We start from the raw sequence: 19167 nt of genomic DNA on the forward strand, positions 1-19167 counted from the left end.
ATTTTAATCAGCAAGTGCATCAGCCCCTTTCTTACGATTCCCCAGACACAATCCAGGTATCTATAAAGATGGTACAGACTCTCCGGTCTTCACGTGGTTCAATTTATAATAGAACATATACTGCTGCAAAATCCCTGCATACCCCTGATACCGTTCCAAGGGAAAGCCCTGGGGATAATGGCTTTCTAAAATCTGCTTTACATGAGTATCAATGGGAAAAGCACCTACATGATGAAGACCAAAGAGGCAGACACAATCCGCTACCTTTTTCCCGATACCATACTGGCTTAACAGCATTTCATGGGCTTTCTTATAATCTGCTTCCAAAAGCTCCATGAGCCATGCTTTTCCCTCCGGCTCACTGGCAAACTCCGATGCGGAAAGAATATATTTATCCCGGTAGCCAAGGGATAAAGGAGCAAGTCCGGTTAAGCCAGCTGCTTTGATTGACTCTGGGGATGGAAAGGCATGATAGATACACTCTTCTTCCCCATAGCTTCCATCATCAAGAAGGACAAGGCCCTTCCCCTTTTTTTCTTCTCCAAAAAGAGTGCAAAGCTTTGACACACTGTTTCGAATCCTGGAGATATTGTTGTTTTGGGAAATGATAAAGGTAATGAGAATTTCCCAAAGGTCCTGCTGTAATATCCTGACTCCCCAGCCCCATTTGACTGCTTCTTTTAAGTATGTATCATCCGAGGCCACATGGCTTTTATAACCACCGTAATCCGCCTCCAGGTCAAAGTACCCGGCCCAGACCTGGTGAAATTCCTCCTCGGTGCAGGAAAAAAGGAAGGTATCCTCTTCTTTTGCTGCTTCAACATAATATTCTGCCGCAGCAATGGAAAAGATATCTCCCGGCTGATTTTTCCTCTCAAAGCGGAAGCACTGGCCGGACCGTGCGATCTGGTCTAAGTCCATATGGTTTATCTGAATCCGGTACATGATATGTATCTCCTGTCTATGATCTGGGTCCCTGGTTATCATTTAACCGGGACAAAAAATCCCTAAGCCGTTCCACATTTCCATCTGAAAAGCAGTATCCGTCCATTCCGCATGCCCTGGCGCCCTCAATGTTCATTGGAAGGTCATCAATAAAAAAGCACTCCTCCGGCTTAAGATGGAAGCGGTCAAAAAGATGCTGGTACATTTCTTTTTGAGGCTTTAAGCATTTTACTTCTGCGGAAAAAAGGATTCCATCAAAAAGTTCTATTCCAGGAATCATCTCATAGCAGGTAAGAAGCCTTACGGAAGCGTTGGAGCAAAGATAGATTCCATAGCCCTGATTCTTTAGCTCAGCCGCTACCTTTCCCATTTCCTCCTTGGGCTGCATATTGTATTCATGCCAGTGGTGAAAGCAAAGGGCTGCCATTTCTTTGGCATGATCCGTGTCCAGGCGGGACTGCATTCTCTTTAAGGCTTCCTCTTCTGATAAAAGGCCCATATCAAGAAGCAGCCATTCCTGGGAATCAAAAACAGAAGCAGCTACTGCCCTTCGCTCCCTCTCATCCTCAATAAAAATCTTGCAGACTTTATCTCCCTCGTAGTCAACGAGAACTCTTCCCATGTCAAATACAATGTTTTTAATCATCTATTTTCTCCTGTAGTAATGTGTTCCTTTTTTTATACCAGAAATAATAAGGAACCTCAGCAAGTAACATACAGCTCCAGCCAATCAAACTAGCAAATGCAACGCCCTTTAACCCCATAGTTGGAACTAAAAATGCTACAAACACCACTCGGACTGAAATCTGAATCAGCGTGGAAATAAGAGTAATAGCCATGTCGCCCATTCCCCTAAAAAATCCCTGCAGTCCGTTGGTAAATGCTGGCATGATATAAAAAAATGCCATTAGCCCTAAGTATTCCGTTCCCAAAGGCACCAACCCGGTGTCTCCCTCTGATACAAAGAGCTTCATCACAGGTTCTTTTAATAGAAGAATTACAACACAGATAATCACCCAGTAACCAAACTCGATGAGAAGTCCATACCGAAAGCCCTTTTTTACCCGCTCCTTATTTCCTGCTCCCCGGTTTTGGGCGATAAAGGTCATCATTCCGCTGGCAATGCTCTGCTCCGGGGTAAATGCGAAGTCATCCACCCGGTTCACTGCATTAAAGGCTGCAATGGTGCTGACACCCAGAGGATTGATCATGCCTTGGATGAGGAGCTTTCCAATGGGCTGGCAGGATTGCTGCAACGCAGTAATAGAGCCATGACGGAGAGTCAGCCTTAATAAGTCCCGGTCCATATGAAAATCCTGTCTCCGAAGCCTTAAAAGGGGAACCTTACGATACACATGCCAGATACAAAGACCAGCAGACGCTGCCTCTGCAATCACCGTAGAAAGCGCGGCACCGAACACACTCATACCAAAAACTCCTACAAGAAGCAAATCAAGCGCCCCATTTAGAACCGAAGCAAAGGCCAGAAAACGGACGGGGGTCTTTGAATCTCCCACGCTCCTTAAGGCCGAGGCCACAGCATTATAAAAAAAGGTGAAGGGCATTCCAAGAAATATAACTCTTAAATAGATAACCGCATCCCCTAAAATCTCTTCCGGAACTTGTAAGAGCCGAAGAATCCCCCTGGAAAAAACAACGCCAAGCACCGCAATTGCCAGGGAAAAATAGGTGCCAAATAAGAGGATGGTGGAAACCTCCTTCTTTAGTCTGTCATGTTTACCGGCTCCGTAAAACTCACTCATTAAGACAGAGGCTCCGATGCAGATTCCTGTAATCCCCAGTATCACGATGTTCATCACAGGATTCCCCGTTCCCACGGCTGCCAGAGCCCTTTCGCCTGCAAACTTTCCCACCACAATGGAGTCTACGGCATTGTAAGTGAGCTGAAACAAATTTCCAAGAACTAAAGGTATGGAAAATCCGATGAGCTGAGAAGGGATATTTCCTTTTGTCATATCTTTCATCATGTTCGTATCCTCTTGGCAGCTAGTAGCTTCTTAACTGGTCGCTGCCATCGTCTTTCGTATTTTCCAGCCGTTTGACCACCACATAATAGCCGGCCTTGTCGCTGATTTTCACATAGACCCGGTCGCCTACCTTATGGCCCATCACGGCCCTCCCTAAGGGTGACTCTGAGCTGATCAGCCCTTTGATGGAATTTCCCCGAACTGTGGTAACTAATTTATAGGTTTCTATCTCGTCATCGTCTTCAAAATAAAGGTCCACCGTATTGTAAAGTCCGATTTCATCTTCCTTGGAATCATCGGTTACCACCTGGGCCGTCTTTATCATCCGCTCTAAATACCGGATTCTGCTTTCATTCTGGTTCTTGTCCTTTTTAGCAGCATGGTATTCAAAGTTCTCGCTAAGGTCTCCATGGGCTCTTGCCTCTTTTACCGCCTCTAAGGCTTCCTTTCGGACCACCAGCTTCCGATGCTCAATTTCTTCCTTCATCTTGTTGATATCATTTTCCGTTAATTTATCAAACACGTTATCGCTCCCTTTTTCTTTTGATCAATCTTTGGCTGATGTCTGAACACCTTCCCCTGACGGATATTTGCTGTAATGGGAAATCAACCGGTCCAGATAAATGGATTTAAACTGCTTGCTTGCCAGTGCCTGTTTCATGGGAGGAAGCTTTAAAATGGCTGCAAATAAGGCTGCCATTGCCCTGTGGTTTGCAAATGCCTGGTTGTCAAAAACAAGATTTTGAAGGGTTCCCTTTTCAATGGCCTGTAGCACAAATCGATGGGTGCTGTTTACGGGAGTAATGATGTGCTTTGGTCTTTGCTTCATCTCAATGCTTTTAAAATTACAGTTTCTGGCACAGACTCCGCAGCCTAAACAAATCTCCTCATCAAGGACAGCCCGTTTTTTTCCATCTTCCTTCGCTTCCATGGATATGGCAAGCACAGGACAGACCTTGGCACATTTTCCACAGCCTACACAACTCTCGATTTCTATATGAGGAATGTAGTTGGTAGTTGCAACCGGCTGCATGGGGCTAAATCTTCTGGCCGCCTGGAGTGCTTCACAGCAGCAGCCGCAGCAATTGCAGATGAAGGCCGGATGCTCTCTCACATTTTCCCCTATTTGAACCAGGTTGCTTTCATAGGACCTCTGAAGGGCGTCAAGGGCCTCTTCCTTTGATATAAGCCTTGCATATTCTCCATGCTCTGATAAAGACCTTGCTACATTGTCAAAGGTCAGGCATACATCCCAGGGAGCATTGATTTCACAGGGGTGTCCGGCATGGGACATCTTGTGACGGCAGTAACAGAGGCCAAGGCCGATGTGTTCTGCCTCTTCGATGATATGTGTGGCTCTTTCATAATCCAGGATGTGGTTCGTCTTATCATTGGTCAGCACCGGCTCCTGAACATAAACCCGTCCCAGCTTTGTTTCTGTGGCAAAGAACAGGTCTTTGATAAAGTCTTCTTCTACATGCATGTATTGATAGTAAAGCTCGCTTAAGTATTTCTGGTCAATGTCCCCTCTTGTTCTCATGAGTGCGAATTCGATAAATCCGGCCATTGGCGGAGGCATTACAAACTTGCGGACTCCTTCGTGCCAGGAATCTACCAGCAATGCCTTTTCGCATAAATGCTCCAAAAGCTTTTCTGCACGGTACTCTGTGGTTCCCCAGATCTTAGCGGCCTTTTTTGCCGTAAATGGACGTACCGGAAGAAGTGAGACCCATTTGGCCTCTTTTTCCGTGTACAAAACCTGAAGAATTTTATAAAGCGTCTCTGACTTAGGCGCTCCTTGTGTAAACCAGTTGATGCGGTCACTTAGATTTAAATAAGCATCCCGGGCTGTCAGATGACCCATATTTCATTCCTTCTTTCAGACTGTTTTTTTGGCAATGACTTCAATACGCCCCCAAGCAGTTCCCACCCGCCGGTAGGATTTAATGGAAAGCCCGCAGGACTGCGCCAGAATCTCCATTCCCTCCTCTGTAAAACAAACCTCCGAAGCCTCTCTCTTCCAGATAGGGGTTCCCTTTTTTTCCAGACTGTTTAGGGTCTTATCAAGATCCGGGCCATCAAACCATAAAATCCCGTCCTCTGCAAGACTTTCTGCAGCCTTTATTAAAACGGACCTGATATCCCTTGTCTTTGGGATATGATCCAGAATCACCACTGAATATGTACCATTCTCTTTCTGATCCTGGTATTCTTCCAGGGAAACTGCCTGTAAGGAGTATCCTGTCTTTTCTGCCTCTTTGTATAATTGACTCTTTTTGTCTCCAATAAACAGTAATGTGCCATCGGAAGCAAAGGTATTTATATCCTTAAAAAGCCGTTCACAGCCTGTTTTTGTACGGTTGTGCTCCTTATATTCCTTTACAAGACTGCTTTCATCCTTTGCAAGATAATAATTTCCGCACTCCTGACATTTCATAAAGATTCGTACCGGCTTTGAGACAGTCTCTTCCTCGCCATCTCCTTCCATATAAAGCAGAGCGCTGTAATGAGGCTCCCCTTTTCCTGAACAAATCGGGCAGATTTCCAGTTCCTCTGCCATTAGATTCCGTATCTCTTTTAAAGTGGAGAAATACCACCGGTACAGTCTGTCCTTAAACTCACGGTCATAAGCAAACAACCAGTTCTTTATAATTTCTGCCATCCATCTGGTCTCATGGATGACTGACCCGTCCGCTTTTAATTTCTTTAAATTACCCACCAGCGTCATAAGACTTAAGACAGTATCCTCCTTCAGCCGTTCATTCCCCTGATTGGACATTAGGTGCTCAATTCCTTCCACTACACTGCTGCATAAGTTCACCATTGTTACCAGCTGATTCATTCTGCCTGTTGTCATACTCATTCCCTTTCCTTACAAATCGGATCTCGTCCATGTATACCTTATTATATTACATTTTTACAAGGGGAAATGCAAGATAGAATGAATGGAAGTATTTAAATAAGGTGCCGCCAAGCAGCTGTCCAGCAGCGATTGGCGGCACCTTATTATCTATATTTTTATCATCAGGTAATGTTCCGGCTGAATAAATCGGTCTCTTCTAAAAGACTTTCAATGGTATCCAGATTCAGACGGTGTAACAGCTCAATGACATAAGGATTTTCCGCCGGGTGCTGATAGGTGGCATTCTTTCCATATTCATTGACCAGCTTAGTACCGTGTTCCACATCAAGAATGGACCTGGGGCCTCCCACACAGCCTCCCACACAGCCCATTCCCTCATAGAAGTTGGCTTCAATGTTGCCCTCTATGATATCCTGAATCATCTTTTTACAGGCCGGGACTCCATCCGCTCTTTTTGTGACGATCTTGGTCTTTTTCTCCGGGTCAATGGCCTTTACCGTAAGCTCTACTGCCTCGCTGACACCGCCTTTTCTGGCATAGATTCTACCAGCCCTTGAGGAATGGTCTTTCTCGCTTTCCTCCATGTCAGCCGGATCGATTCCCAGGGCATCAAATATATTTTTCACTTCCTGGAAGGTAAGTACATAATCTACAGCACCCACCAGATCCTTTTCCCTTGCCTCTGCCTTCTTTGCAAGACAAGGACCGATAAATACGGTCATTGCATCTGGGTGAAGTGCTTTTACCACATTGGCACAAGCTACCATAGGAGATACAGAGCCTGGTACATGGGGAAGTAGCTGGTGATATACCTTACGGATCATTCCGATCCACATGGGGCAGCAGCAGCTGGTCAGCTGAAAATCTCCGTCATTTACAATGTTCTTATCAAATTCAAGGGCTTCTTTTAAGGTCAGAATGTCTGCGAAAAGAGCAACCTCCAGCATTCCGTCAAAGCCAACTTCCTTTAGTGCATTTCTAAGCTTTCCAGGCGTTACATCGTTTGTAAACTGGCCTAAGAATGCCGGTGCGATCATGGCATAAACAAGTCCCTTGGAACCTCTGATTGCCTTTAGGGCAGGAATAATATCCGTGCTGGCTGTAAGCTTTTCTCTGGCACAGCCTTCAATACAGTTATCACACCCCAGGCAAAGCTCTGGGTCTACTTCCACGCCATCCTTTCCCATACTAAGAGCTCCAAATGGACAGCGCTCCAGACAATCGCATTTTTCGTCCTTGGAACAATTACATTTCCCGGTCCGGATTACAATGGGGTGCTTTTCCGGATTTAACAGACAATCCAAATGATAAGGATCATAATTGCCTGCCTCCGGTGATACAAAAACCTCATCTAAAACTGATCTGACCGTACTTTCATACAACTCTTTAAATGTCTGCATAAAATACCTCCCGCATGTATGCTGTTATATCTCTCCAATGTTGTACCTCGTGTGAACTCAGACATTGTTAGTACAACATCATTATAATACCTTTTTTCCATCCATGCTATACCATTCATCCACACTCTTTGATGAAAAAATAGTGTTTTATTTGATATTTAGAAGGTCTAAAAGCTCCTGTACCTGCTCCGGGCTTGCAGAGAAGGATTTGACATCCTGTCCAAGCCTTTTATCTGCATCCTGCAGTGTATAGGTCTTTGTTACCATCTGACCACCGCTTCCATAGGTCCATGTAATTTCACCACAGTTTTCAATGAGGGACAGTAAGGCCGCCGCATAAGATTCCATCATGGAATCAAATTTCAGCTGGTTGGCAGGCAGTATCTCCTGTTCAAAATGAAGCGTCCACCCGTAAGGCTCCGTGGTTGTCTGAAGCTCATTGGTAAAGCTCCCCAGGTTCTGATAAATCTCCAGGATACCTGCAAGGGCTGAATTCTTTGGCATTCCACCAATGTATGGATTTTTGTGTTTAAAAAGTTCCATGGCTTTCTTTGATATTATGGTTCCATCTGACTTAACCAGCTCTCCGTTTACAAAAATATCTCCCAGCTTCAAGTCATAATCCATGGTAAATTGCCTGTTTAAATTTAAGAAGGAAGCACGAGTTCCATAAATGATCAACGTTCCATTTTTAATCTCATACCCTTTAAATGCCTGGTTTTCATCATTTATTTCTCCAGATATCTTAAGCCAACCGCCTGCTGCCTCTGCTACTGTCTGGTAATTTTCAACAGGGAAACCTATGATAAAAAATTTAAATAGTACAACGGATGCCCCAAGTAACATAGTCATAAAGGCAGCTAACACGATTTTATTCCGGTTTTTTCGTCTGATCTTTTTTAAGTAATCAATCTCTTTTCTTGATGCTTCCTCTTTGATGTCTTTCGTTCCCATCTGTCCCGTCATATTTTCATATTTGATCCGGCAGCTTTCACAGCCTTCCAAATGTTCTTTTATGGTTTCATTGGTTTTTTCCTGTGTCAATTCATCTGCATACAATGGAAGCAGATCTTCTATGACTTCACACGGTATGTCATTTCTCATTTTTTCTTACCTCCTCTATGATTTTTTCTTTTCCTCTGTAAAAATTTACTCTTGCCCAGTTCTCACTTTTCTCCATGATCTCTCCAATATCCTGAAAGGAAAGATTCCCTATGAGCCTTAGATACATCACTTCTCTCATGGGGTCTTTTAAGGAATGGAGGTGCTTTAATATCTCCTTGCTGTCCCATTCCAGAAAAACAGTTTTCTCAAGCGGCTCATCCTTTAAGGCTTCTGCCGCTGTATCAAGTTCCACCGTATATGTTTGCTTTCGGCACCATATCTGATAGACATGGCCTGAAATTCCGCAAAGCCAGGTGAACACACTGCTTCTTCCTTCAAAGGTATGAAAGCTTTTCAGAGCCTGATAAAAGGTCTCCTGGGTCAATTCCTCCGCAAGGTCAGGATTATTTACTTTTGACAGCAGATAATAGTAAATCATCTTGGAATGCTTGCGGTATATTTCATCCATTGAATCCATGTCACTCATCCTTTCCGTTAATAAGTGCCAAAATCCTTCGGTTCGTTACAAATTATTTTTAAAAATAGTATTAACTTTATTATACCTTGAATTCGCCATTGTAACATCAATAAAAAAGAGTCCTGCATTCCAAGTGATTGGCCCTGCAGAGCTCTCTTTCTTCGTCCTATATTTAAATGAAATACTCGATGGTATCCGCCGCCTTTTTCTGAGTCTCCCGGTTAAAGATTATGGTTGCCTCTCTTATCTCCAATGGACCAAGGGCGTAAGGATTTTTTCCCGTGCTGTTTACCATCTCCCAGGAAACACTGCGGTTTCGGCTGCATGGCATATCTGTAATCAGCTTTATATCCGGCTGATGAAATGGCTTTTTCCTGAAATAAGGGTCAAACAAATACACCTGCTTTTCATCGGCTCCTGTAAACAGAACATAATGCCAGCATCCATACATAACCCGTGCCACCACAGCCCCGCCCTGCTGCAGTGCATACATGATTTTGCTGTTCTCCCCCATATACACCTCTTTGCCGGTTAAATATTCACTGTGTATGGGAAACTTCTTCACCTTGCCAAACTGGTTGAACCATTCACTTAAAAACATCATGGCCATCCGGGAGGTACCATTTTTCCCAAATTCCCCTTTTCCGTTATAGGCGTCAAGACAGTAAAGCATGATATGCTTCATGATATCAGGGGGTACTTCCTCTCGTTTGAAAAGAAAGCTCATAGCATTAAACAATGTGGTGGGGCCGCAGTCGTACTCCGTCACCTGATAATTCAGCGGGTTCTTCATGGATCATTCCCTTTCTTCTCTGTTTGTAACTCTATTCACTGAGGCCATACCACTGGCATCATACATACGTCTCGTCATACCCAGTATGGAAAGGTCGCAGATACCAATATTATTAAAGCCTCCCTCAATGAGCGTGCCTTCATACCGCAAGCCTGCCTTTTTCATGACCTTACCGGAATTAGGATTCTTTGTATCGTGCCTGGCCTCGATACGATTTACGCCCACCTCTTCAAAAAGAAAGCGAACAATTTCTCTTAAGGCTTCCGCAGTCAATCCTTGAAACCAATAATCTTCGCCGATACAGTATCCGATTTCAACGGATTTTGTGTTTTCGTTTCGACTCACCACTCCCATGCTTCCGATGGCCTGATGGTTTCCCTTATACTCGATGCACCAATCATAATATCTTACATCTTTGTAGTTTTCGATCCATTCTGCAATGATTTTTTCGGAAGCTTTGGGGGAATCATGAAGCGGCCAGCCAAGGAATTTGGTCACATTGGGATTGCTCGCCCAGTTCCGGTGCATATCTTCTGCATCAGTCAAACAGAATGGTCGTAAGATCAGCCGATTCGTTTCTAATACAACAGTTCCTAAATCATACATAGTTATGCTCCCTTCCAAATCCATAACCCATCAAAAGATGCTGCCTTCAGGTAATTGTACCCTATTATATTTCTATGCTCTTTGTTTGTCAAACAAAAATGGTTTTATTAGTTTGTAAAAAAGATGAAGGTGAGATTATCACCTTCATCTTAAGGATATAAAATTATCCGATTAATCATTCATATTTACAATCAAGGCGTCACAATCGACCACTGCTGATTGTTACTTGTACTGCCTGTCCACTGGTACAAACTGGAGCCATTGGCAGTAGCCCCTATTCCATCCAAATATAATCCGGTTGCTGCATTTTTAAACTTGTAATAATTGCCTGACGCTTCCCGGATCCATTTCTGATTATTACTGCCGCTGCTGCTCCATTGACCACAGACAGACCCATTGGTCGTACGGCCCATTCCATCTAAGTACAGTCCTGTCGCAGCGTTTCTGATGAAATAATAATTGCCGGATTGCTCAAGCACCCACTTCTGATTATCACTGCTATTGTTGGCATACTGATTGCAGTCAGAACCATTTGTGGTATATCCATATCCATCTACACACAACCCGGTAGCGCGGTTAGAAAGTTTGACATAGGTATCCGTAGTTGTAGGAAGGGACATATCGCCGTAAGTAACACTATTTAATCCACTTCCATTCCAGCCTGCTCCGATTACAAACAAGCGTCCGTTTTTCATTGGTACAATACATCTGGAATAACATGCTCCAACAATAGAATTAATCTGCGTCCAGGCACCAACCCCATTGTTGCTATTTGTATATAGTTTGTTATTACCGCCGCTGCTTAAGATAATAGTTCCATTTAAGTTAACACAATAAGGACCGCTGCCAGACGGATCAAAACAGGTGCCAGCATCGGAGGGATTCCAGCTTTCCGGATTTGATGAGATTTTATAATAAGCACCGCCAGGTTTTCCCACGATCTCATATGTCATGATGTAATTACCGTCAGGCATTTTGGCTACCACTGACATTCCCGGTCTTTGGCTGCTGTCTGATAATGCTACGTCATTTACCACGCTGCTCCAATGGATGCCGTCTGTTGTTGTCTGATGCACTAGCTTCTGACTGTGAGCGTTATCTCGTTCGTCGGAGTAATAACAGATAAGCTTATTGTTGGCAACCATTAAAAATGGCTCCCAAACCGGATCATTTCCAGGATAAGCTGCCTTACCTTCTGCAATGGTGCTTACATACGTCCAGGTTCTCCCTGCATCTTTGCTCTTATATAAATCTATTTCGCAGAAAGACCGGTCATAAGGCAAAACAAGTCCGGCACAAAGCAGAGTACCTGCCGGCATGGTTCCAATTGCCTGAGGCAGCTCATATAGCTGAGGTTCCCACCTCATTCCTACTCCCTTATGGGTGTCCTTTACGTCTCCAACCTTTGTCCAGGTTTCCCCGTTGTTCGTGCTTTCAAAGATTGGGAAGGAAGCTACCCCTGTGGTGTATTGTTCAAACGTCGCATACAGGTTTCCATTGCTGGTCTGCGCTGCCCTCGCATACAATGCTCCCGGTGCCGGTGCCCCTCCAGGAGATGTATACATAATCGATGGTCCGTATGCCTCCACCTTCTCAGGAACAACAAAGACAATCATTATTAACAGCAATAACAATACCCCTTTTAAAACTCTTTTCGCAATCTCTTTCATCTCTTTACCCCTTTCTTCATTTCGTTTTCAGTAACATATTTCTTACTGAGGCTTGATGGAAACATGCCTCAATATAACTACCTATACGTTTGGTTAGAAAATGGAATATGTGGTAATGGTCAAATAATACTGGAATGAAATTTTCAGGGCAGATAGGAGGATCGTACCGGAAGCAGGAGAATGCCCAATGTTCATGATCAGACTCAGGAATGAGAGCCCGTCTCAGAAATAAATGATATTTACAAGTTAGATGGACTGGAATGCCAGGAAGCCTTTGCCATCTTTTCAGCAAATTATAAGATTATGTAAACTGAAAGCCGCAACCAAAGATATTGTTTTAAACCAGGTTACTGGACTCCGATGAAGAAATGATAACATATGTAAATCCATATACAATATATAAAATAACAAATATAAAAGTATGGGCAAAATTGTTTTTTTAATCATACATGCCCATACTTTCATTATAAATCTGTTCTTCTTATTGTCAAGAAAAACTAGTTGACGAATACAATATACTTTGCATTCAACAACCGCTTAAGTTTTAATCTCCCAATGCTTAAGCACTTTTCTCATTATCCGAAAACCCACCCTACATCAACCCGTTCTTTAACCCACTCTTTCCATTACGAACTGGCACTATTATAACACCGTACGCCCTGTTTCCATACCCCTTTTGTAATAATAGTAAAAATAATGGTAAGCAGTATCCCATACACGGCTCCCATAACACTTAATTCCCCAATCAATGACTGAACCGGTATGGTTGCCATAATTCCATAGGGCAAGATGCAGCAAAACAATAATTTATATCCCCCATAAAAAACGATTCCCGGAATCTTCATACACAATTCCAGACCAATCTCCTCAATTCTGGTCACATTTGCATTGGATAATACAAAAAAGCAAATAGACCGAATGATCACTTCCATCTCATAAAACAAAATAGTCATCAAAATAATCCAGAACAGATACCCTGCTATGGCACCACCTGAAATCGGTTTTCCAAGCTGATGTATTCCATAAGCAATAATGAGAACGCTCATACCCACAAGAGGAAGGGAACCAGGATTGATCTTTTCAAATGTCATTCGAACCAAAGGGCTCCCTGGCTTCGTAAGATACAAATCCAAATCCCCGTTCTTAATTTTCTGAGGCAGCCCATTGATTCCAAAGAAATAGACAACCATATTAATAGCATTGATCATGGAAAAAGTGCCGATAAAGACAATCATTTCCCCTCTCCCCCAGGTTCCGATCCGGTCCACGTTGGAATAGATCGCCTGAAATACCATTAGCTGAATGATAAACAAACTGCCGTCTACAAAAAATGGGCCAAAGAACCCCAGCCGAAACATCATCAGATTCTGAAACCTTATCTCAATCAATGCCTTTATCACTCTAACATTTCTTTTAAACTCCATCATATCCCCACCCCATCATACTTTCTACGGTAACTCCCCCAGGTCACATGGATCAGGACTTGAAGCATCACACACCATATAAAAATAATGACCAATCCAGACACAGCTTCACTTTCTAATTGTCCGATGAACAGCATAGAAGGCAGATAGGTGATGTAATAGAATGGAAAAAACTTCATTACAGAGACAATCCCCTCCGGCAGCAGCATGAGAGGAACGATACTCCCTGTGATAAATGCCACAAGGTTATTCTTAATCATCAGAAAAGTACCAATTTCCTGATATTTTAAAGCCAGCAATCCTAGATAATAATTCAACTGCACCATAAACAAAAGACCAAGCACCACCAGTAAAAATGCACATAGTATGATAATCGGATTATGAGAAACTACAAATTGAATCCGAAAAATAATAACCCATACAAACGCAGCCATAAATTGAAAGATTCCATAATAAGCCACAACACCTGCTTCCATGGCAATAAAGTATTTCTGAATGTCCACAGGAATCACCATATATTTGGAAAATGTTCCGTTTCTGATTCTTTGGCTGATTTCACTACTGATCCCATCAGACATCTCAATCTGAGATAATAATGAACTGATAACATAATAGGATAGCATACTCTGAAACGAAAAGCCCGCTACCTCAGTATGGTCATGAAATATAATCCCCCATAACAGATAGGCAAATAGTATTTTAGTAACCGTAAATAAGACCTGAAATACCACATCTGCCCGCCAAACCAACTGGGATTTGATATATATTTTAGATATTTCAAGATATTTCATCAAGTGAGCTCCCCTCCTCCCCATAGATACGTTCCACAATTGTACCGATATCTTCCTCCTCTACGGAGATATCGCTGGGATTGAACTTCATTAGAACGCTTAACAGCTCACTTGCCTTTTCTTTTGATACCTTCATAACCTTTTTATATGGAGTCTCAGAAATCATAGAAACGCCAAAGCCAATCTCTGGTAATTCCATGGGAGCATCAAAGGTGAGGCTGATTTTTTTGTGTTTCTGATACCGTTCAAATAGCTGCTCTGTATTTCCATCATAGATTTTACTTCCATGATTAATGACCACAGAACGACTGCACAATGCTTTGATATCCTCCATATAATGAGAGGTCAACATAATAGTAGTTCCTTTTGCCTCATTGATTTCCCGTAAAAATCCACGGATCTGCTTTGAGGCAACGCTATCCAGACCAATGGTAGGCTCATCCAAAAATAAAACCCTCGGGTTATGTAATAGAGCAACAATCAGTTCCATTTTCATACGCTCACCCAGGGACATGGTCCTGACCTGAACATTCATTAATTCCTTTACGTGAAATAACTCTATAAAGAAGTTTTTTGCTGACTGATACTCTGCTTCCGGTATTCCATAGATCTCCTTAAATAACCGGAGAGTATCCTCCACCGTTAAATCAAAAAATAACTGGCTCTTCTGTCCCATGACTACTGCATACTGCTGCTTAAAATCATTTTTCAAATCATTTGGATAATAGCCCATAACACTTACTTTCCCAGAAGTCGGCGCAATAATTCCTGTCAGCATTTTGACCAGAGTTGTTTTACCTGCACCATTAGGCCCAATAAGTCCTACAAACTCGCCTTCTTTGATGGTTAAATCCAGCTCACTGACGGAAGTAATCTCTTCATAATCTCGTTTTATAAGCCCCTTAATGCTTCCGGCAATTCCTGCTTGTTTTTTGTATCTGCGAAACCGTTTCGTCAGCATTTCCGTTTCAATAATATTCATCTTTTCCCTCCATACAAATAAAAATGACCAGGATACCCGCCTTACATGCATGCTTTCCATAGTCATAAATAGTTCTGGATTTGGACAAAGATTCCCTAATGAGAACAAAAAAGAGCATAACAATACTGTTATGCTCAAAATAGTCTATCCAATACAGACATCTATTAAGGTATGATCACCTGATATCCAGGGGTCAAGCATTCAGTAAGGCTTTCATATCGGCAACATCAGCCGATAAAAGGGCAGACCTATGACGTAGTCACTTATGTCCTTCCTTTTCAACTATTTAATTAGTTGTTTTCCTTTCCAACAATGCTTAACAAACACATACCTCTCTTTTCTATATTTTAATATCATACTACGCTACTATTTTATTCCTGTCAATCCATTGTTATTACATTTTAATATAAACTGGTCATGTTTTAAGTGGTGTCTTAAATATCCCCAAACACGGTCTTAATACCCGCCGTAGAACACAACAGGCCTCTTTTAATATGGCGTTATTGTATAATATTATCTATAAAGGTTTCCTCTCTTTGGCTCTCAAAATCTCCTTATTATTCCTAATTCTAAAAGCATTTTTAGATTTCCCTGCTATAAAGCCACTTTACACCCCATTGTCTACATCCTTCTATTATGTGTGTGATAAGGTGGGAATTCTCTGTTTCCAATGTACCATATCCACGAGGGAACTTCCCTTCCCGTAAAGCACTGTATCCTCACCTTTGCTTTCTTCCCACTGAAATCCAACATCTTCTAATGGCGTAAACCCAAGTGTCACTTTTTTAACCTCTTTTCCAAAGGAAGCAATGATTCTATCCAGATTCACTTTTTCCGGGGAAAAAACCTGATGAAGAAATAATTCTCCCTGATGAAATTCTGCAATGGCATAAGCATTTTGATTCTTAATTTCATAGATACTTTGATTCATGAAGCTGGTGGCATAAAACATAATCAGTTCCGTATTTTCAATCATCCAAACGCTGCTTTGTGTACAACTGTTATTAACTGCTGCCTCCAAAAGCTTAAAATCCTCCCGTGTCTTCATGGGAACTCTTCTGGCTGTCATTTCGCAATCAATATCTGTGTGTTGATAGAAACTGTGCTCCTTTACTCTCTCATATCCAAATTTAGGATAAAAATTCAGAACTGTTTCATTTGCAAAGAGAAAAAATCCGTCTACTTTATTACTATAATCAGAATCCACCTCCTGCATCAGGCGCCGGATGAGACCCTGATTTCGATACGCTTCCTCTGTCATCACAGTTCCTAATTGAACATAGTTTTTTATGATTCCATTGTGCACGAATTTCATCGGACTTACAGAAACATTAGCAATCACCTTATCCTTGTGAAGGAAGGAATAAGGAATATATTTTTCCGTCCAGTAACCATTTTGATACCAGTCTTCAAAATTTATATCAAACACAGTCTGGGCCAATTCATTAAAGGATTTTCTATAGACGTTGTCAGACTGATATGCCTTTATAAATATATAATTGTCTTTCATTTTATCTCTCCCCTATGTTTCAAATAATCTTATTATTACAGATAAGTATACACGTTAATAAACTGATATCTACCTCAATCTTATTTATAATTAAACTTAAGCATGCATTGAGCCCGATTCCTCAAGTCGAATACCATAACTTCTTTTTTTATAAATCATGCACACGCTGTAAATCCTAAATAAAATAAATGCGGAACAGTGTATCCGTTTTCACTGTTCCGCATAAAGTGTTACCATTAGCTATAGCTGGATCTTACTTCCAAATTTACTTTTACGCTCTTCCATTAAGAATTTAATATGATTTCTTAATTCCAGCATCCACTCTGGTTCATTATCCCAAGTCTCATGCATCGCGCGCAAACAACGGGCATAACCATAAACATTTGCATAGCGCCTAAAAACAGGTAATAATTTTCTTATATTTATTGATAGTACCATTTCACTCTGATAACCTGATAGGAAAGAGTCTTTTGCTTTTTCACAAAACTCAGGAGGAATCTCTCCCACAAAGCTATCAATGGCCTGTTCAATATCCATAGCGAACCAGTGGTAAACAGAATCATCAAAATCAATTATATTGTATTTTTTGTCTGCTTCATTGAAAAAAACATTATCCAGTTCAAAATCATAATGAATCAAGCCATAATTACTTACATCAGTTTCTACATTGTTTAAATAATCAATTAAAATATCTACTTCGTCCATAGATTCATTTGGTGCAGAGTATTCAAGTAAAGTATCCTTTGTCCATTGCAACCTTTGCTTCCAATCAGAACGAGATGACTTAAGAGGCTTATAATTTTGACTGAGTTTATGAAGTTGTCCCAGAGACTTGCCGTATCCAAAGTATAAATCATCGGAATAAGGAAGGGATTCCATCTGTTTTCCCTGTACTCCCTTGAAAACAACTGCTAAATAATCACCCCACGGTGTATTAGCATTGATATACCTGCTTTGTCTTTTTGTCTCTACTATATTAGCAGCAGAATATCCACAATTTCCTAAATAGTCAATAAAATCAAGCTCTGCCAATAAATCTGATTCGCTCTTTTCAGTTAACGGAGCAAACCTAAGAAAATGCAATTGTCCGTTTATGGTAAAAGGATAAACCGCGTTAGCAGAAATACGATACCGCTCCAGTAACTTTGTATTATCTTTATCATAATTCCAATTCTCTAACAGCATAGTTACCAAATCTCTATTATCAAAGAGATATTTAAATTTCATCATAAAATATTATTCTCCAATCATTATTCTAATTTCACCTCATTTACCAAAATCTGCATATGTATCAGTCGACGTTTCATGTCGCTCACCCCTTTCCAATATTTTTAGGTTCTATATAAAACAGCTGCCTAAAAATTAGTACAGCCTAAACCTTCCTTCCAAAAGTAATCATTTTTCCTAACACATGAGTATAGCAAGCCATTCCCTCATTCTTCTTAAGATAATCTGCTATTCTCTGCTTTTTATGAAGAAAACCATCTGCTTCTCTTATACTCATTCCATGATTGACCATATATTCCACTGTTTTTTCCAGTTGTTCTTCTGGATAAAAGTAGTTGTAACCGTTGGACTCCTGAAAATCTTCCACTATCTGTTCATACTCAGCCATCTCAGGCTGTACAAAAGAGACCTTATCATTCATCCTGACCTCAATCTCCTTCAAACCAGCCTTTCTCATATAATGAGCAGTTTTCATCGCAATGGAATAATCACGGCCTTCCCTTAAAAGCTCCGTCTTCCAACCTTTCTCCAGACCGGAGTGCTCGCATAAATAACTATATTCCATACCATCTATATATAAACCATCACACTCGAATTCCCTGTTGGTGTCAATGCATACAATAAGGGCATTATTTGTTCCATGACCAACCATTTTAGTTAAGAACTGTTCCGGTCGGATGATATGCCTTAATACAGACTGACATATTACTACATCATACACATGAATCAGAGGATACTCAATAAAATCACAAGTAACAAACTTTCCCTGCACTCCTGCACGAAGAAACATTTCATTTCCCTGGTCTATCAGCTCTTCTGTAAAATCAACACCTGTATATGTACTTCCTTCCGGCAGAAGAGGCATCATCATAAGGCCTAGCGCACCGTATCCACAGCCACAATCCAGCACGTTCACAGGAGAATGAAGTTTCCAGACCTGATCTATAAGAAATCGCATATAATCCCTGTTCCAGTGACTCTTTCTCGTTCGTAGCAGATAGTCGAGCTTATTCTCCCAATACTCCTTCTTGTCCGTCTTTGCAGGCATATACTCTTCCCAGGCCAGCGGCTTCATTCCCAGTAACTCATCAACCGTGACATGAAAATACTCCGAAAGCACTGGAAGCATTCCAATGTCAGGCATGGTGACTCCATTTTCCCATTTGCTCACAGTCTGATAAGAAACGCCAATTGCGTCTCCAAGCTCCTGCTGCGTCATTCCATTGTTTTTTCTAAGCGCAGCAATCTTTAAATGAATCTGTTTTTTCATCTCATCTCCCCCTTTTTACCTATCATACCCTATAGTTATTCCGCTGTATTCCCCTCATTTTGAGATATTTCTCGCTTATTAGGGGAATGGAACGATTCGGTCGCAGATGAGATTAC

The 19167-nt window shown here is 41.6% G+C and carries 18 protein-coding genes; all 18 read right to left on the reverse strand.

Features of this window, described 5'->3' with window-relative positions; genetic code table 11:
* Positions 1-60 precede the first annotated feature (60 nt).
* The 18 genes from OW255_RS17845 to OW255_RS17930 all read right to left on the reverse strand — a co-directional run bounded on the left by OW255_RS17845 (position 61) and on the right by OW255_RS17930 (position 19051).
* Positions 61-945, reverse strand: coding sequence for a DNA glycosylase (locus OW255_RS17845; protein ID WP_268114853.1), 885 nt, complete (start codon positions 943-945; stop codon positions 61-63).
* A 16-nt stretch (positions 946-961) separates the two neighbouring features.
* Positions 962-1591, reverse strand: coding sequence for an HAD family hydrolase (locus OW255_RS17850; protein ID WP_024834937.1), 630 nt, complete (start codon positions 1589-1591; stop codon positions 962-964).
* Complete coding sequence (locus tag OW255_RS17855; RefSeq protein WP_268114854.1) at positions 1584-2933, reverse strand: MATE family efflux transporter; 1350 nt, start codon at positions 2931-2933, stop codon at positions 1584-1586. Before OW255_RS17855 ends, OW255_RS17850 begins: the two co-directional genes overlap by 8 nt.
* Before the next feature lie 19 nt (positions 2934-2952).
* Positions 2953-3456: a GreA/GreB family elongation factor gene (locus OW255_RS17860; RefSeq protein WP_268114855.1), complete on the reverse strand. Its 504-nt coding sequence runs from the start codon at positions 3454-3456 to the stop codon at positions 2953-2955.
* Positions 3457-3480: 24 nt separating this feature from the next.
* Positions 3481-4797 (reverse strand): 4Fe-4S dicluster domain-containing protein, encoded by a 1317-nt coding sequence (locus tag OW255_RS17865; RefSeq protein ID WP_268114856.1) that lies wholly within the window; start codon positions 4795-4797, stop codon positions 3481-3483.
* A 15-nt stretch (positions 4798-4812) separates the two neighbouring features.
* Entirely contained in the window at positions 4813-5796 is a 984-nt protein-coding gene (locus tag OW255_RS17870; RefSeq protein ID WP_268114857.1) for a hypothetical protein, read from the reverse strand.
* A gap of 161 nt (positions 5797-5957) precedes the next feature.
* Positions 5958-7196 (reverse strand): [Fe-Fe] hydrogenase large subunit C-terminal domain-containing protein, encoded by a 1239-nt coding sequence (locus OW255_RS17875; protein ID WP_268114858.1) that lies wholly within the window; start codon positions 7194-7196, stop codon positions 5958-5960.
* A 147-nt stretch (positions 7197-7343) separates the two neighbouring features.
* Positions 7344-8300 (reverse strand): DUF4825 domain-containing protein, encoded by a 957-nt coding sequence (locus OW255_RS17880; RefSeq protein ID WP_268114859.1) that lies wholly within the window; start codon positions 8298-8300, stop codon positions 7344-7346.
* Positions 8290-8778: an RNA polymerase sigma factor gene (locus tag OW255_RS17885; RefSeq protein WP_268114860.1), complete on the reverse strand. Its 489-nt coding sequence runs from the start codon at positions 8776-8778 to the stop codon at positions 8290-8292. Before OW255_RS17885 ends, OW255_RS17880 begins: the two co-directional genes overlap by 11 nt.
* Positions 8779-8950: 172 nt before the next feature.
* The gene (locus tag OW255_RS17890; RefSeq protein ID WP_024834929.1) at positions 8951-9571 is read right to left on the reverse strand and encodes a peptidase C39; all 621 of its coding nucleotides are present in this window, start codon (positions 9569-9571) and stop codon (positions 8951-8953) included.
* A gap of 3 nt (positions 9572-9574) precedes the next feature.
* Entirely contained in the window at positions 9575-10177 is a 603-nt protein-coding gene (locus OW255_RS17895) for a GNAT family N-acetyltransferase (protein WP_268114861.1), read from the reverse strand.
* Positions 10178-10368: 191 nt separating this feature from the next.
* Entirely contained in the window at positions 10369-11847 is a 1479-nt protein-coding gene (locus OW255_RS17900) for an RICIN domain-containing protein (RefSeq protein ID WP_268114862.1), read from the reverse strand.
* A 626-nt stretch (positions 11848-12473) separates the two neighbouring features.
* Positions 12474-13274, reverse strand: coding sequence for an ABC-2 family transporter protein (locus tag OW255_RS17905; protein WP_268114864.1), 801 nt, complete (start codon positions 13272-13274; stop codon positions 12474-12476).
* Positions 13271-14062, reverse strand: a complete 792-nt coding sequence (locus OW255_RS17910) for an ABC transporter permease (RefSeq protein WP_268114865.1) — start codon at positions 14060-14062, stop codon at positions 13271-13273. Before OW255_RS17910 ends, OW255_RS17905 begins: the two co-directional genes overlap by 4 nt.
* A complete protein-coding gene (locus OW255_RS17915; protein WP_024834920.1) occupies positions 14049-15044 on the reverse strand; it encodes an ABC transporter ATP-binding protein in 996 nt (331 codons plus the stop codon). Before OW255_RS17915 ends, OW255_RS17910 begins: the two co-directional genes overlap by 14 nt.
* A 634-nt stretch (positions 15045-15678) precedes the next feature.
* On the reverse strand, positions 15679-16554 hold the full coding sequence (locus tag OW255_RS17920) for a GNAT family N-acetyltransferase (RefSeq protein WP_268114866.1): 876 nt from the start codon (positions 16552-16554) through the stop codon (positions 15679-15681).
* Positions 16555-16794: 240 nt separating this feature from the next.
* Complete coding sequence (locus OW255_RS17925; protein WP_268114867.1) at positions 16795-17784, reverse strand: phosphotransferase enzyme family protein; 990 nt, start codon at positions 17782-17784, stop codon at positions 16795-16797.
* 142 nt (positions 17785-17926) lie between these two features.
* Positions 17927-19051, reverse strand: coding sequence for a DNA (cytosine-5-)-methyltransferase (locus OW255_RS17930; protein ID WP_268114868.1), 1125 nt, complete (start codon positions 19049-19051; stop codon positions 17927-17929).
* Between the last annotated feature and the right edge of the window lie 116 nt (positions 19052-19167).

Source organism: Lacrimispora xylanolytica (assembly GCF_026723765.1).
Classification (GTDB): domain Bacteria; phylum Bacillota; class Clostridia; order Lachnospirales; family Lachnospiraceae; genus Lacrimispora; species Lacrimispora xylanolytica.

Bases quoted from the DNA above. Each gene is read 5' to 3' on its own strand.
- OW255_RS17900 (WP_268114862.1), bottom strand. From the start codon at position 11,847: ATGAAAGAGATTGCGAAAAGAGTTTTAAAAGGGGTATTGTTATTGCTG.
- OW255_RS17880 (WP_268114859.1), bottom strand. From the start codon at position 8,300: ATGAGAAATGACATACCGTGTGAAGTCATAGAAGATCTGCTTCCATTG.
- OW255_RS17910 (WP_268114865.1), bottom strand. From the start codon at position 14,062: ATGAAATATCTTGAAATATCTAAAATATATATCAAATCCCAGTTGGTT.
- OW255_RS17870 (WP_268114857.1), bottom strand. From the start codon at position 5,796: ATGAGTATGACAACAGGCAGAATGAATCAGCTGGTAACAATGGTGAAC.
- OW255_RS17925 (WP_268114867.1), bottom strand. From the start codon at position 17,784: ATGATGAAATTTAAATATCTCTTTGATAATAGAGATTTGGTAACTATG.
- OW255_RS17895 (WP_268114861.1), bottom strand. From the start codon at position 10,177: ATGTATGATTTAGGAACTGTTGTATTAGAAACGAATCGGCTGATCTTA.
- OW255_RS17875 (WP_268114858.1), bottom strand. From the start codon at position 7,196: ATGCAGACATTTAAAGAGTTGTATGAAAGTACGGTCAGATCAGTTTTA.
- OW255_RS17915 (WP_024834920.1), bottom strand. From the start codon at position 15,044: ATGAATATTATTGAAACGGAAATGCTGACGAAACGGTTTCGCAGATAC.
- OW255_RS17865 (WP_268114856.1), bottom strand. From the start codon at position 4,797: ATGGGTCATCTGACAGCCCGGGATGCTTATTTAAATCTAAGTGACCGC.
- OW255_RS17890 (WP_024834929.1), bottom strand. From the start codon at position 9,571: ATGAAGAACCCGCTGAATTATCAGGTGACGGAGTACGACTGCGGCCCC.
- OW255_RS17930 (WP_268114868.1), bottom strand. From the start codon at position 19,051: ATGAAAAAACAGATTCATTTAAAGATTGCTGCGCTTAGAAAAAACAAT.
- OW255_RS17855 (WP_268114854.1), bottom strand. From the start codon at position 2,933: ATGATGAAAGATATGACAAAAGGAAATATCCCTTCTCAGCTCATCGGA.
- OW255_RS17845 (WP_268114853.1), bottom strand. From the start codon at position 945: ATGTACCGGATTCAGATAAACCATATGGACTTAGACCAGATCGCACGG.
- OW255_RS17850 (WP_024834937.1), bottom strand. From the start codon at position 1,591: ATGATTAAAAACATTGTATTTGACATGGGAAGAGTTCTCGTTGACTAC.
- OW255_RS17920 (WP_268114866.1), bottom strand. From the start codon at position 16,554: ATGAAAGACAATTATATATTTATAAAGGCATATCAGTCTGACAACGTC.
- OW255_RS17885 (WP_268114860.1), bottom strand. From the start codon at position 8,778: ATGGATTCAATGGATGAAATATACCGCAAGCATTCCAAGATGATTTAC.
- OW255_RS17905 (WP_268114864.1), bottom strand. From the start codon at position 13,274: ATGATGGAGTTTAAAAGAAATGTTAGAGTGATAAAGGCATTGATTGAG.